Origin of the sequence: Lacihabitans soyangensis (assembly GCF_024343775.1) — a bacterium.
Taxonomy (GTDB): domain Bacteria; phylum Bacteroidota; class Bacteroidia; order Cytophagales; family Spirosomataceae; genus Leadbetterella; species Leadbetterella soyangensis.
Genome location: NZ_RJUF01000053.1, coordinates 1 through 14,740, shown reverse-complemented (window position 1 = coordinate 14,740; position 14,740 = coordinate 1). Strand labels below are relative to the sequence as shown.

12 protein-coding genes are annotated in these 14,740 nt (G+C 32.0%); 10 read left to right on the top strand and 2 right to left on the bottom strand.

Annotated elements, in window-relative coordinates; genetic code table 11:
* Positions 1 to 1,209: 1,209 nt before the first annotated feature.
* A complete protein-coding gene (locus EGI31_RS13705; protein WP_255037795.1) occupies positions 1,210 to 1,809 on the top strand; it encodes an AAA family ATPase in 600 nt (199 codons plus the stop codon).
* A gap of 131 nt (positions 1,810 to 1,940) precedes the next feature.
* Complete coding sequence (locus EGI31_RS13700) at positions 1,941 to 2,237, top strand: hypothetical protein (protein WP_255037794.1); 297 nt, start codon at positions 1,941 to 1,943, stop codon at positions 2,235 to 2,237.
* Positions 2,238 to 2,721: 484 nt separating this feature from the next.
* On the opposite strand, the gene EGI31_RS13695 is transcribed toward EGI31_RS13700, so the two are convergent.
* A complete protein-coding gene (locus tag EGI31_RS13695) occupies positions 2,722 to 3,480 on the bottom strand; it encodes a LytR/AlgR family response regulator transcription factor (RefSeq protein WP_255037793.1) in 759 nt (252 codons plus the stop codon).
* Between the two features lie 159 nt (positions 3,481 to 3,639).
* Here EGI31_RS13695 and EGI31_RS13690 point away from each other — a divergent pair, with 159 nt between their 5' ends.
* The gene (locus EGI31_RS13690; RefSeq protein ID WP_255037792.1) at positions 3,640 to 4,332 is read left to right on the top strand and encodes a LytR/AlgR family response regulator transcription factor; all 693 of its coding nucleotides are present in this window, start codon (positions 3,640 to 3,642) and stop codon (positions 4,330 to 4,332) included.
* An 855-nt stretch (positions 4,333 to 5,187) separates the two neighbouring features.
* Here the strand turns inward: EGI31_RS13690 and EGI31_RS13685 are convergent.
* Positions 5,188 to 6,045 (bottom strand): helix-turn-helix domain-containing protein, encoded by an 858-nt coding sequence (locus tag EGI31_RS13685; RefSeq protein WP_255037791.1) that lies wholly within the window; start codon positions 6,043 to 6,045, stop codon positions 5,188 to 5,190.
* A gap of 435 nt (positions 6,046 to 6,480) precedes the next feature.
* Here EGI31_RS13685 and EGI31_RS13680 point away from each other — a divergent pair, with 435 nt between their 5' ends.
* From EGI31_RS13680 to EGI31_RS13650, 7 genes are all read left to right on the top strand, one after another.
* On the top strand, positions 6,481 to 7,245 hold the full coding sequence (locus EGI31_RS13680) for a LytTR family DNA-binding domain-containing protein (RefSeq protein WP_255037790.1): 765 nt from the start codon (positions 6,481 to 6,483) through the stop codon (positions 7,243 to 7,245).
* Between the two features lie 443 nt (positions 7,246 to 7,688).
* Positions 7,689 to 8,096 (top strand): lasso peptide biosynthesis B2 protein, encoded by a 408-nt coding sequence (locus EGI31_RS13675; protein ID WP_310586216.1) that lies wholly within the window; start codon positions 7,689 to 7,691, stop codon positions 8,094 to 8,096.
* 1,928 nt (positions 8,097 to 10,024) lie between these two features.
* Positions 10,025 to 10,987: a sensor histidine kinase gene (locus EGI31_RS13670; RefSeq protein ID WP_255037789.1), complete on the top strand. Its 963-nt coding sequence runs from the start codon at positions 10,025 to 10,027 to the stop codon at positions 10,985 to 10,987.
* 416 nt (positions 10,988 to 11,403) lie between these two features.
* Positions 11,404 to 12,279 (top strand): hypothetical protein, encoded by an 876-nt coding sequence (locus EGI31_RS13665; protein ID WP_255037788.1) that lies wholly within the window; start codon positions 11,404 to 11,406, stop codon positions 12,277 to 12,279.
* 181 nt (positions 12,280 to 12,460) lie between these two features.
* On the top strand, positions 12,461 to 12,820 hold the full coding sequence (locus EGI31_RS13660) for a hypothetical protein (protein ID WP_255037787.1): 360 nt from the start codon (positions 12,461 to 12,463) through the stop codon (positions 12,818 to 12,820).
* A 151-nt stretch (positions 12,821 to 12,971) separates the two neighbouring features.
* Positions 12,972 to 13,619, top strand: coding sequence for a hypothetical protein (locus EGI31_RS13655; protein WP_255037786.1), 648 nt, complete (start codon positions 12,972 to 12,974; stop codon positions 13,617 to 13,619).
* A 154-nt stretch (positions 13,620 to 13,773) separates the two neighbouring features.
* A partial coding sequence (locus tag EGI31_RS13650; protein WP_510186412.1) for a phage tail-like protein occupies positions 13,774 to 14,740 on the top strand: 967 nt, incomplete at its 3' end.

Here is a 14,740-nt window from a genome sequence, read left to right as displayed (position 1 = left end):
AATCCCTATTTATAAAAGTTAATATTCCATTTGAAACCAATACATCAATACGTATTTACATAAATATGTATTGATAATTTGTTAACTTATTTTAGTGTTTGGATACTTATTTAAGATATTGTTTCATAAACTATTTAAAACTTGATTTAGGTTCGTTTTAAGTTTTGCCATAAATACTTAAATATATATTTACATAAATCCGATAAATCTAATTTCTAAGGGAAATTCTCTATTTTTTGGTTTAGGGTTTCTCAGTAATTTAGATTTTCCAATATAAGCGATAGCTATTTTGTAAGAATACATAATTACATAAATACGTATTTTAGATAATTATTTTATCTTCTGCTAAGAGCTAGGGTGATACTTTGGTCTTAGTTGTTTATAAATCTTCGTTTCAATGTCTTTAACCTTTGCAGTGCTGGAATTGCATTTTTGTTTAGAACATTCTGGCTGTAAACGTGAGACTTTAAATTTAATATCTTAATTGAATCCCGGTGTTACATAATTACATAAAGATGTATTTATGTATTTGTTCACTCTTTTTATACATTTATTAATAATAATACTACCTTTTTACGGCATTCGGCGATATTATCCTTAATTATTTTAGTGATTATTCCATGCCATTTCGAAATAATACATAATTACAGAAATATGTATTTGTGGCCATTCGGTTGTGAAAGCTAAATCCATAAAGTAAATATGAATTAACCCAAATGCTAAATTTAAAATTTACAAGGTATAATTTGGTTTGGCCTTGAATATTTTAATAACTAAAAAATTGTGGTTTACTTTTGGTAAGGTCTGGCAATATCTCTAGTGCCTTTATAAAATAATGGTTTAACTGAAACATAAATTTATCGACATTGATTGGGCACAGTATGTTACCTTAGTTTTGTGTTCAATATGATTAGATTGGGAGTCTTCATTTGTCAAATCTTGGAAGAGGTAATTCGTCATAAATGATGTATTCAAATCATTTATAACCATTTAGAAAAATTCAAATTATACATAATTACATAAATACATAATCATGAAATGATATTAAATACCTGATAATGAAGGATATATTATTGAGTAATTACATAAATACATAAACTATTATTTCAAATTTTAGTAATTGTTATTTAGCTTTGTGATATAAATTATAAAGGCCAACCGTTTTACGATCTATTCAAAGTGATTAGGTAGACAGTGGCACCAATAAAAATGAAAATAATAACGATAGCACATCAAAAAGGTGGAGTTGGCAAAACATCCCTGGCACTAAATATTGCTTATTGCCTCAAACATTCATTGCGAGTGGCAGTTCTCGACTCCGATCCGCAGGGAAGTATATCCGGTTTGGGTGAGTACGTAGGTTTGAAGGGTCTTGATTTAGTACCTATCGAAAACTTGGGCAAAGTTCAAAATCAATATGATGTTGCCATCATAGACACCCCACCTTATCTTTCGACACTTCTACCCGACTTTTTCGAACTTTCCGATTATGTACTAATCCCAACCAAAGCTGGTGTATTGGATGTGATGGCCATCAAAGCAACTATTCAATTACTTATTGAGGCACAAAAAAAGCATCCGAATTTAAAAGCAGGTATCGTTCTTAATATGATACAAAAATCAACAAGTTTGACAGATGACATTAAAGAACTTCTTCTTCAGTACAAAATGCCTATTCACCAAACGATGATACACCAAAGAGTCAGTTATGCGAGGTCACCTTTGACTGGTGGTGTATTCGATACCGATGATGATAAGGCCAAAGAAGAAATCCTTTCACTGTGCAAGGAAATTCTGGCCAATTTCTAATATAAATATATATACATAATTATGTTATTACATAAATACACAAAGCTGTAATTACATAGAAAAATATTCAAAAAGAATTTCAATTTTACAATTAGTTTTACATCTTTGCATAAATATGTATTTATGGTTTGATGTATTTACATATTTATGTAAAAATAAATGAATTAATTATGGCAAAAGAAAATAAAGCAAAAGCATTTGGATTGGAATTGTCAAACCTTGGCAAAAATTTAATGGAGACACCTTCAACCACACCAATGCAAAAAGTTACCATATCAAAACCAACGGGTAGGGTAGAGGAGACTAGATTTACAGTTCATTTACCAGCAGACCTTTTTGACAAAGTGCGTGAAATTGGCTTTAAAGAAAAAAAGAAAATCAAAGCCATAATGGTAGAAGCACTTGAAAAATACATTAAATCCTATTAAAAATTAGAAAATAGGAGTATTGTGTTTGCCAAATTATCTAAACTGCCATGTAGAACAGCAAAGAACAAAATGTATGAATAACAACTAAGTGAATAATATCATACAGGAATCATTAATGTGATTTAAACCACATTTGTGCGGCATTATGTCAATTCAAATTTACTTAATTCTGTAAGTTGTACAACGCAAAACCAAGTCTTGAAGTGACTATCACGATACAGTCGTAAATAGTAAAAAGAAGACCCGGACCAAAGCGAAAGCTTGTGATACTCAAGTGCTCCCAGCTAGATGGACATAAGAATCAACAATCTATTGTAATAACCAAAAAATAACGTTTTTCTTGGATACTTTATAAATTAAGGTAAGATATAACCCGAACTTTGTAAGTTATCAACCAAAAACTATTCACAGGAATTGAAATCTCTACCAAATTGTAATTTTGATCATGTAAAAATTTTACGTCTATTAAAGGCTGTGTTTTTACTCACTCAATAGTATAGGTAGAAAGTATCCTTGTAGGGTACTTTTCTTTTTGAATCATAAAATCCTTTATATTTTCCCTAAAACCCCTCGAGACTGGGAGCATAAGGTTTGTTTTTAAGTTTACCTCTTTTGTACTAACAGCACTAATGTGGGCCGAGTTCACGGCAAATTTAGAATGAATTCGAATAAACCTATCATCAAGAAAATCACTTAAAAGTCTACTTAACGATAGTTTTTTGGCAAATTTGCCATGTTTGGTATAGAAATAAGTATAATTCTCAGATGATTCAAGATAAATGACATCCACAAAATTTATCTTGCAAAGTACACCAGGTTTGACACTGATTAAGATATAACGATTGCTAATGAATTCATGAAGCCTTTTCTCCTCAAAAAGGTTGATGGCTCGATTCAAACAATCAATCAAAGTAATTTTGTGGAAAGGCTTAATTAAATAGTACGAAACTAATTCTTTTAAGTTTAGATGTAAATTCTCATCATAAGAACTGGTAATACATAAAATAGGGAATGGTGCAGGACTAATATCATGAATTAAATCACAACCAAGTACTTTAGAACCGATAAACAAATCAGATATAAAAATATCAACTTTGTTTTCATTTTCTGCTAAAAAAGCCTTGGTATCTTCAACATTGTCAAATGAACCAATAATGTTAAAGTTTGAATCCTCTAAGATGACCTCTAATTTCAAAAGATACAAGGGGTCATCATCCAAAATCACAACCTGTTTTTTAGACATTTTAAATATAGAATAAATAAATCTGGAAAAAATGCAATTTAGTACCATAAATACTTATTATAAGGACTTTTGTCACCCGAAATTTACCACTTACAACCAATTTTGGCAATTTTATGGTTAAACAAAGATCCATGAGATTATAATTACAGTAAAAAGATAATGATTGAAATACTAATACTCGAAGACGACTACATTTGGCAAAGTAAAATAGAGGTTATGCTGCACAAGTATCCAAACTACAAGATAGTGGGTTTTGCAGAAAATACAATCAAAGGCAAACAAATGATAGAACACCTAAATCCTGATATAATTTTAGCGGATATATACCTAGGTACCGAAAATACTATAGATGTGCTATTTAATAACCTCAGACAAAAACCCACCGTTTTTATTACTAGTTCCGATGAAAAAAGCAACTTCGAAAATGTCTTTGAATTTCCAATGTCCAACTTTATTATGAAGCCATTTCATGAATTTACTCTTATTGCGATACTAAACCAACTCAAAGTCAATTATATAAAAAAACAATTGCCTCATTTAATATTTAAAACATCAAATGCCAAAAGCACAAAAATTTTTGTTGATAATATTAGTCATATACAGGTTGAAGGCAATTATAGCATATTTTACACCTGTGATAGTCGTAAATTTGCAAGAAAAATTGCCCTAAAAAAAACAATCAGCAACCTACAAGAATATTTTATTCAAGCGAATAAAAATACCGCTGTAAACATTTCCAAAATAGAGAAGATGGAAAATTACCAGATAAAACTTCATAAACTCGTCAAAGAAATTACAATAGGTAGGAGGTACCAAAAAAAATTACTTGAATTAGATCTCTACTGCGGCTAACGAGATCCTATTTATTAAATAACAGCCTAAAATAAATACAAATCTAGTTCCAACCAAAACAACAGAATTCTACAAAAGAACCAACTTCTGTTTGGTTTCCTTAAAAGAATAACGAACCAGATTAAAGTTATGCACTATTAGATTTTCAATTGAATTCTTTGATAAAGTTCATAAAAGTGAATAACAGTAAAAATACCCAAACTTAGAATTTTAAAGATGTATGAAGAAATTTATGAAGTAAAATAAACTCAATTAACCTATGAAAATATGAATTTTGCATTTCCACTTGTAATTGTTTCTAAATCAGTATAATGTTATCCAGAGTTGAAAGTACTATTAATAAAAATTACACAACTTATTCGCCCAGCAAATTAAAAAAAAATAGTGTTTATATTAATGGGTATTATAAAAGTAAAATACGTCTTGGTATACATTCATCGCTCAGCCAATGAGTTCTATGCTAGTGTATCCAGGGTACCCAACACCATGTGGTAAGTCTGATTATTATTTGAAAACAATGTGTAAAGCAGATAAAGAACGGTAAGTAGATTTACCAATATGAAAACTACTATTGCTATTAGAAGAAGGCCCAAATTTCTTGTAATTTTATTAAGGTCTGACTCAGAACAAGCGGCAGAAAGAACATAATCACAATAACTTTTTAACCTAACCAGAACTAAAAAAATAAAACTTCTAAAAGGCATAAACAAAATTTAATATTCAAAAACAAATTTTAAGTGTTACCTTTCCATATAGTTCTAACTTTTTAAATCAGAACGATTACAACAAAAAATCTTAAGTACAAAGGAAAAAGAAAAAAAAGATGAATAAGGTTCATTTCTTGATGAATTCAGTTCATTGGACATCAATTTCAGAAGGCAGGAATCCAAAATGGTTTTTAAAAGCCGAATTAAAGTTGGATAAATTCGAATAACCAAAATCAGCAAATATTTCCTTTGCATGTTTTTTTTCCCGCTCCATTAGAAGTTTTGCATAATTAAGCTTTCGTTCTTTAATCCATCTTCCAGGGTTGGTTTTATATTCCTTCTTAAATTGTCTTTTAAAAGTTGACAGGCTCATATTGGCTAAAAAGGCCATTTCATCCAAATCTAAGTTATTGTAAAGATTAGTTTCAACAACATGTCGGAGATTTATATTAATGGAGGAAGAAACAAGAGAATAAAAGAAATCAATAAATTCCTGCCCGCATTTACCAATCAAATATACTAACAATTCTTCAAATTTAATTTCCAATAAGCGAATTTCGTTTACACCCGAAAGACCTCGAATTGCTGTTAATGAAGAAACAAAATTGGCAATATAATCATCAGACTCCAAACAATAATAAGGGGGTTGATATTCAAGATTAATAGATTTTTTTATCCAATTGGAGTATTTACTTAAAAAAAAATCAACCATCTTGTTACTAAAAAAAATCAACTTACAATAATAGTTCTCTTCAATGTCAATTTTTTCAGTTATCACAAAATTCCCAGATTTTAATATGATAAACTGGTTTTTATTAATTGCTACAGAACGTTCTGAAAAAGTAACTAGTTTTTCTCCTGTTTGTAAAAAGCTGAACATATGCATCCGCAAATTCACAAATTCATTAATAGCGTTTTCTCTCATGTTTAGGTCAAACACAAACAAATCTATATCCTGAGCATCTGCATGTTTATAGATATCCGGGATGTTCTTTATAACAGCCATGGCACAAAACATTTGCGTTGTTTAACGAAGGTAAATCTAAAGAGGAACTTTCTGACGGTCAATAGTTAGTTCAACTTTAGGAAATAATGTCCTGAAAGGGCTGATATTCCTATTACAGGACTTACTTTTCTGAAATTGATGGATGTTTAAAAACAATAATCTCTAACGATTCTCCATCCCATGAAAAATAAACATTTGGCTAAAATAGGAATAATTCAATAATTATACAAAAAATCAAATTTAAATATCAAAACAAGAGATTCGGTGTATCAAGAATTAGAAAATAATATTGAATTATAAAGTTACTAGTCCTTTTCATTTTATGACATAGTTACTTATGTACTCAAATTAGTAATCCACGTACCACTTCATTTCTAAAAGAACACAACGGCATAGTTTTGAAATGTTTTAAATTATAAATATTTCAAAAAACCAATGAGAAAGAAAGATACTAGATTTCTAGTAATTTATCAATCCGAATCCGAGGCAAAAAAAATAGATACGCATCTAAGATTAGCCGGCTATAGATCTATTGTAGTGACTGATAACATTAATCAAGGGATAATCTTTGCAGGAAAAGGTAATGTAGATATTATTATAGCAAGGGTAAAAATCAATGGATATGACGTGTCACAAAGACTAATCAAAAAACGGGCGATGTTAGGCATTAAACTAATATTCTATACATTCTCTTTTGAGGAATACTCACTTTATAAAAATACCTCTTTCAAGGAAGAAAATGAGGAATATAAGCTTGTTTTAAATCCTTTAGCAAATAAAGCTTTGATCAACACCTTTACGACTTGTAACCGAAAGAAATTTTCACCTAAAAAACCAAATTATCTTTTTTTAAAAAGTCTAAATAAAGAAATTGAAAGGATTAGTTTTGAAGATATTCTGTTTATTGAAGCTAAAATAAGCCATTGTAATGTATATTGCTTGTGGGGTACTTACACGATTTCTGGCTCACTATCCAAGCTCTTGACTAAATTTCCAGAAACCTTCATCAAAATACATGAAAAGTATGCCATTAATCCCGTTAAAATCACAGACTTAAACAACGACGATTTAATTATTAATCATTTCAAAATTCCTTACTCCATCAGATTTATATCAACTATTCCCTTGGGCATTTTCCCCAAATCAACAATGAAAATAATGGAAAACTTACCTTTTAAGCAAGACAAAAAATCTGCTTAGTATAGATCCAAATAAAACTATTCTATTTGAATTAGTATCTGTAAGTAAAACCCTTCTTTCATTTCCGGCTCAGCATAATCCTACTTAATAAATAGTACCTCCAATAAGTACTTAGGCGATGTAATAGCTTATAGCGAGCACGCTTTCGAAATAGAATCGAACTGTAACATCTTTATCAATCGTTAGAGGCGTTTAATAATGAAAGGAATCAAGTGCTGCAGCTACGATTGAATAAATGAGTAAACCTTCCGCCATATTGGAGCCTATTTTCTGAAGTGTTTTGGTTTAAACAATGATAAATAATAAAAAAGGTAGCAATTTCAAGAATTTAACCAACAAACAATATATTGCCCCTGATTTTGCTAAGTATCAGTTTTTCATAGGGTTTTAGGAAATTGACCATAGCTGTGAACTAGAATTCTATAAATCAATGACTTAATCAAATGCATATGAATAAAGGTACCCAAAATATTAAAACCATCCATCAAGTGTTTACACTCCTTTACGTATTCTTGGTCTTGTGTGTCTTCAAACTACTTTTAGTTACTTTATCTTTCTCACTATTTCGAAAATTATACGCAAAACTGAGAGGAAGCCATGTTGAAAACGTACCCTATTTAATTTTTTGCATAAATGGCATTTCCAACTACATACCATTTGGTTTCACTTGCTTACCAAAGGCCTTAACGCTAAAATATTTTATGTCTAAGGATACCGAGGCCAAACTCGTGGTAGGTGTGAAACTATCTAATCAAGGCTTAGAAGCACACGCGTGGGTCGAAAAAGCGGGTAAGTTCTTGATAGGAGAATTTACAGAAGAACAGTTTAAACCCATTTGGGAGTGGCAATAAACAGAATCAAATCCAAAAGTTAAGCCGAATCCAAATTACCAACATTTACTACTGAATTCGTTATAAAGCTTTTTAATTCCCTTAAATTCTGTGGTCACAATCCATTTCCTTATTATTTAATAATCGCTTATTACCAATTTTGAAATGCTACGCTTAGATAGTTTTCCCTCATGATAAGGCCTTAACTTTTAATATTTTCGTCGGACAATTTATTTGTAACTTATCATCTAGAAAGTTCTTAAAACGCGACGATTGTAGGACCAATGAAAGAGATCAACATTTTTCAGAGCGTTTAAAAAAAAGAATTAATTCCAATTATCACCAGTAAATAGCAAGTGATGTATATAAATCCAATAATGATATTTTTTAAAAAAAGTACGCTTTAATATTGCAAAAGATACTTTTTTCCGTGGACGTTTAAGTAGTATAGATAAAATATCAAGGAAAGATATGTATTGCAATAGGGTAGGGGTATCATTCTTCTACTCTATTTTTTTAAAAATCCCTAAAACTCTAATCATAAAACCCGCGGCTAATTGTATTGAAATCTTTCGACTTTAACCGTAGGACTCAGAACTCGATTGCCCGTCAAGTAGAGTATATCTCAGTGGGTTTTGATCTTTGGCCGAATAATCCTTTAATTATAAAGATGAGTTCTAATGTTATTCATCAAATTATAAGAATTTTCAGATAAAATCTCTCAATTGTCTCAATAAGAAAGTGGGTAATTAATTGTTATTCTTGCTCAATACCAATGGAGACCACCAGAATAACCAGCATGAAACGACCATGTGTCTTCATCCTTAAAAGATGTCAATTAATTCTTGGGCAGAATTTATACACAAGAAAATGACCTAAAAAAGCACTAGAAATTATACATCACTAAGTTGTGAATCAGCCTTTAACATATTAGACATTTTTAAAAATCGCAATCTATATTTCATTCTTCGAAAGCCCGATTTGACTAAAATCACAGAAATATATATAAAATTAAACAAAACAAGACCTTCTTAGTTAATGTGCAAAGGAGTAAATATGTTTAACTGGTAATTATTTTTCGGTGGTGCACTTTATTTTAAGTAGGCCGAGTAAAATTAATATTTAATATATTTTTTTAATGCTGTTATGTATTTCTACGTAAAAGTTCAATATATATAAGTTTGTTAGCCTGATTTTACTCAAAAAATTGCACTCAAAATTTCTCATACGTTTTAGAAAATATTGTTTAAAAATTATATCCATTAACATCTTAAAACCCATTCAATGAACTAAAGCCTGATAAAGTTTCTTGCCCACGCTCCTCTAAATTTTTTTTTCGTAGAGCTTAGCTTCCCTAGTGTTCTAAATAAGGGTTCGGCCACGGAACTTGATACCATTATTACAAATAATCAAGGACAATTTGCATTCTTTCTAGTTATAAGCCATGTACGAATTCGAGAAATTTACTCTACTAACAAATTTAATTGAACTAGTTAAACAAAGATAATTTTATTATTACTGCATATTTTCTGCTCCTCAGGTCTTTAGTTCGGTTGATTAATATGATATACCCTGAGCTTAAGAAATACTTGGAGGATTTATTTAAGCTTTTTTGAAACTTGATGACATCTAAATGGCATATTCGGAAGGCAGTAAAAGGAAAAAAGTTGTATTCGTCACCAAAAAAAGTAACTTATCACCAATTGTCAAATGTTGATTAAAGTTTATTCTTATTATGCAGTTATACCATATTTTCTACCATAAATCTTATGAATTTATCTTTTTTGCCATTAGCTGATTTTTATTTTTTTAGTCTTAAAAAAATCCTCAAAAACTGGTATAGTGAATCCTTGGTATTTTTGGATTTCTTTTCAAAAGTTTCACTAAGTATTTCAGGAGGTTTCCATTCCTTTAACCACCATACTGGCTGGAGTTCAACATATACCTTCATGACAACAATCACCCAAGTAACCCTCAATCAATTTTTGCAGTCACTAAATATTTCAGTTGAAACAGTCAAGTTTTTGCTGATACTAAATAGCCTAACATTTATAGCGGTATTCCTAATTGGTATAATCTCATTTCGTCGGTTCATAAAAATAAAAAATGAAAACATCAATCACGAAAACAAACTTAAAGTGATTCTGCACGATTTAAAATCTCCAATTACAAGTTATCAAGGACTAGCCGAAGTCATAGCTTTTTTGATTAGAAACAAACAGTTCGATAAAATTGAGCAAATTTCAAAACAAATTGATGATTATGGAAGTGAGCTACAAAAGGTATTCTTAGATTTACAGAGGGGGGCTTCGTCTCAATCAACATCCCCTAATTTTTTAGAATTTACCAATTTGTTTTATATCATAAATCCAATCATGCAAACCTATCGATATTTAGCAAATATCAGTGGAGTTGGGATAGTAGAAAATTACAACTTGCAAAAAAGGATATATACTAACCCTTACCTATTTCAAAGTATTCTTAAAAATCTTTTAGATAATGCAGTGAAGAACAGTACATTTGGTTCTTCTATCGAGCTTATTACTACAGAGAAAGATGATAAATGCATTCTATCAGTAATTAATTATCCACCAGACATGAGTAACCATAAGATTGAGGATATTACAAATTTTTTGAATGCACCTAAAGGAATTACAGCCCTCCCTAAAAAAGAAATGGGCCTCTCAATTATTAAGAAATACAGTGAATTGCTTGGAATTAAAATTATTGTCCAATCCGATAAACAAAAAGTCATTTTTCAATTAGAAATCCCTACATCACCAATTAAATCTCAAACCACCCCCAATTGTAGTAAATTCATGGGTCTATATAATAAACACTTTAGCCTCACCATAAGGGGGCAGTACAATATCTTTTTGCTCACTGGTGCAATGCTTTCATACAACTTTTGAATTAGGTAAATACCTCACAAAAAAGAGAGCACCCACAACATGGATGCCCTCTAATATAACCTTTTGAAATATTTTTATATTCCAAACAGGTAACCCAAAAAGTAAAATTATTAAATCAAATTTCCTAAAATTGTTTTAAAACATTTACTGAACGCAATCTACTTAATTACCAATTACTTATTTTTTAATAATGACAAGATAGGGGTGACAATCGAACAAAATGAGTACTTAAATGACAAGCATTAAGAAAATAGTCTCTAGGATTCTGAGTTTTAAAATCAAAAAGATTTTGTCAATATACCCAAGAATCTACCATGCCCTGACCAATTTATTAAACATGATTACTCTGTACAGGAATTATTGAAACATAAGCGAGACAACATGGCACAAAGCATTTCAAATTATACAAAAACTAAATGAGAGCATTTAATCTTAACATATCGTCCGATATTGACCTTTTGCTACCTCCAGCCGTCTCAGGCCAGTATGATGTCAATATAGCCCAAGGAATTATCACATTACCAACCCTAGAACAAACAAAAATATTTAGAGCTGGAGCCCAGGCCCTTTATGCCTTTCACCATTCGGGACATTTTTTAGTTTGGCCCAATATGGTCGCCTTACAAATCACAGCGAACAACATTACATATCAAAAACTTGGAAACATTCCAATTGGTCTCTTACGAATTTTTATACTAAGTGAAGCCATCGGTATATTACTCCACCTTAGAGGTCACTTTATGTTGCACGCAAGTGCTCTTGAACATCAGGGGCAAGCCACAGTTTTTTTGGGTACTCCGGGTGCGGGCAAGTCCACAACCGTAACCGCCTTTGCCAAGGAGGGCTTTAATGTTCTATCCGACGACCTCGTAGCAATTACTCCCCATAGCCCCGCTACCGTGATCCCAGCTTTCCCCGAAATAAAAATTTGGAAAAACACGGCCGAAGGCTTAGGTATTGATGTTTCTAGCCTATCCCCGGCATGGGAAGGTAAAGATAAATATATAATGAAACTAAAATCTTCCTCATCCAGCACAAACACTTACCCGCTAAAGCAGTTCATAATAATTATACCGTTTGTTGAGCATAACACCAACTCATCTGAATTGATTGGCCCGGTGGAACTATTAAAGTACTTTCCACTGCCACACCAATTACTCAACCCCAGTGCCCTCAAAAAACACTTTGAAGTATCAGCTTCAATACTCTCCACAACAGCACTAGTCACAGTCCAAAGACCAGCAGACTTTAATAAACTATCAAAGTATGTACAAAACTTTAAAAACCTTTAGTAGGTATTTGTGATACTTAACTCGGCATAATGTTCTTCAAACACCATTTTTGCCTTTTAATCACCAAAAAACATCAAACACTCGCGACTTCGTAAAATATTTGGTCTCATAAAACTATTAACCAATAGTTTTTATCGACCCATTAAAAGTACTTCTTGTAGAGCCAGACGATATCCTCAGGATGACCATCCAGATATGGCTATATCGTACAAATTATGTAGTGTCACATGCCTTAAAAACTCCTGAAACCGTAGATAACCTCTTAGGCAACAATCATTTTGATTTGGTTATCATACAGGTAGAAGGTTCAAGCTTTAGCCTTGAAAAACTATTTTTAATACTTCTCAAACACAACATCAAAATTCTATTAATGTCTTCAGACATCAAAAGTATAAAAAAGTGGAAACTAACAAACAACATAATCCAAGTCTTACAAACACCCTTTAACTATCAATCTCTATTCTGTACCCTCCATCAACTAATCCACCCCGGCTCTCTAAATGATCAATTAAAACAACAACAAGTAACCGGTCTTCAATAACCTGCAACTAATACCAAGCAACCAGTCTTCAGTAACCAATTATCACCCCCAAAAAGTAACATATCGCCCCCAGATATATCGACTAGATATTCAGAATAGCAATTAACATAATTTTAAGGGTTCTATTCAGCAATGCCAAAATAAAAGCAATTTGACTAAAAGTATTTACTTTAATTACTTATTTATTTTACTTACTTTGGTAAGTCTTCAACCAGTTTTGGCAGCGTTAGCTCAGCCTAAACAAGGCTTCTATGTATCCAATGAATCGCTCGGTATTCATGGATCAGCCGAACTCGTAGTTTTCTCTGACTTGTACCTTGATAGTACTTCAATAGTGGGGTCGGGTACATTAACTCTCCAAACCAATCGCTCCACAAAAATATTTTCAAAAAACAGCAAAGTAAATAATCTCAAGATAACTGGTAAAAATCATGTGGCGTTGGAAGGCGACTTATACATAGTTTGCTCGCTTACACTAAACCAAGCTATATTTGACGTTTCACGGGGTTCCTTGACAATGAACACCCAGGCTATATTAACACTTACAAATGGTGCCCAGGTCTTGCATAAAAAACCTACTTTAATACCAATTCAGGCCTTTCCTAGCTTCAGGCCTTCTCAGCCATTAGATGTAGCAAGTTTAAATACACCAGAAGTCTTATACTTTGATAGCACCAGAAATAATGTAATAGCCCAATACAGAAATAGGTTTGAAAGTATATTTCAAAATCCACAATTTCCACCCCCAAAATTTAATGAGCAAGCATTTACTCTTTTATTGGATTCTTCCTTAGCCTAAATTATACTAAGGCAATCTCAAACAAACATTGGAAACAATGAAAAACGTGAACTGATAAACAAGTTTTTGTAAAAAAGCAGTTTATGAGGCATTCTAGGGTATCTTTTTCTTAATCAATATAGTTCAAAAAAATAATATATTTAAAAACAAACAAATGAAAAAATTACTTCTATCAATTCTTGTTTTGGCGGGTATTTCTGCCTCTGCTCAAGTAAAAGTGGGCGACAACCCTACTGTCATTAATCCAAATGCCGTACTTGAAATGGAAAGTACCACCAAAGGTCTTTTGCTGCCAAGGATGACAACCGCTCAAAGAACCGCCATTGTAGCCCCTACTGCTGGTTTACAGGTTTATGACACCGACACCAAAACCAATTGGTTTCACAACGGTACCATTTGGGTAAACACAAATGTAACAAGTGGCAGTAAGTGGACCAACGACCCTACAAATACAGAAGTCAAACTAACCAATCTTTCAGATGGAACAACTGCAAGACCTGCTGAATCAGGATTTTTAATAAAAGACAACGGTAACGTTGGTATTGGAACATTAACTCCAGCGGCCAGACTTCAAGTTGTAGATAGTGTTTGGAACAAAGACGCGGCATTATTTAATAAAGTTGTTGCCGAAACCGATGAATGGCCCGGTGCTCTAGCATTAAGAGCAAGTTCTAAGGCAAGTGATGCTACTTTTCATAAAGGTATATTTTCTATGAAAGGTAGCATTAATACTTCAGGTACAGGTAGCTTTATAAAAGCTAGTAATATTGAGCTTGGAAACAATAATAACGGTGCTACGGTAGGTGAAGCCTATGGGGTAACTATCAGCAATAGAAATATTAGCGGTATTGTTAAAAAATCTGTTGGCTTTGGTGTTGGTTTTGTACAAGCTACAGGTGCAGATGCCGCCAACCCACACGAAGCGTACGGTATATTTATAGATAGCCTTATCACAGCCTCTGGCGGTAGTACCAACAATGCTTATGCCATCTATAGCAGATCTAAGCTTCCATCATACTTAGAGGGTAGTGTTACAAGCAATGACTTTATTCAAAGTAATGTTGGAATTTATGGTCCAAAACTGGCACTAATACAGTACGGTGGAACAGTTGTACCGGGTG

Excerpts from the sequence above, each read along its gene's own strand:
- EGI31_RS13705 (WP_255037795.1), top strand. The coding sequence starts at position 1,210 with ATGAAAATAATAACGATAGCACATCAAAAAGGTGGAGTTGGCAAAACA.
- EGI31_RS13700 (WP_255037794.1), top strand. The coding sequence starts at position 1,941 with ATGTATTTACATATTTATGTAAAAATAAATGAATTAATTATGGCAAAA.
- EGI31_RS13695 (WP_255037793.1), bottom strand. The coding sequence starts at position 3,480 with ATGTCTAAAAAACAGGTTGTGATTTTGGATGATGACCCCTTGTATCTT.
- EGI31_RS13690 (WP_255037792.1), top strand. The coding sequence starts at position 3,640 with ATGATTGAAATACTAATACTCGAAGACGACTACATTTGGCAAAGTAAA.
- EGI31_RS13685 (WP_255037791.1), bottom strand. The coding sequence starts at position 6,045 with ATGGCTGTTATAAAGAACATCCCGGATATCTATAAACATGCAGATGCT.
- EGI31_RS13680 (WP_255037790.1), top strand. The coding sequence starts at position 6,481 with ATGAGAAAGAAAGATACTAGATTTCTAGTAATTTATCAATCCGAATCC.
- EGI31_RS13675 (WP_310586216.1), top strand. The coding sequence starts at position 7,689 with ATGCATATGAATAAAGGTACCCAAAATATTAAAACCATCCATCAAGTG.
- EGI31_RS13670 (WP_255037789.1), top strand. The coding sequence starts at position 10,025 with ATGACAACAATCACCCAAGTAACCCTCAATCAATTTTTGCAGTCACTA.
- EGI31_RS13665 (WP_255037788.1), top strand. The coding sequence starts at position 11,404 with ATGAGAGCATTTAATCTTAACATATCGTCCGATATTGACCTTTTGCTA.
- EGI31_RS13660 (WP_255037787.1), top strand. The coding sequence starts at position 12,461 with ATGACCATCCAGATATGGCTATATCGTACAAATTATGTAGTGTCACAT.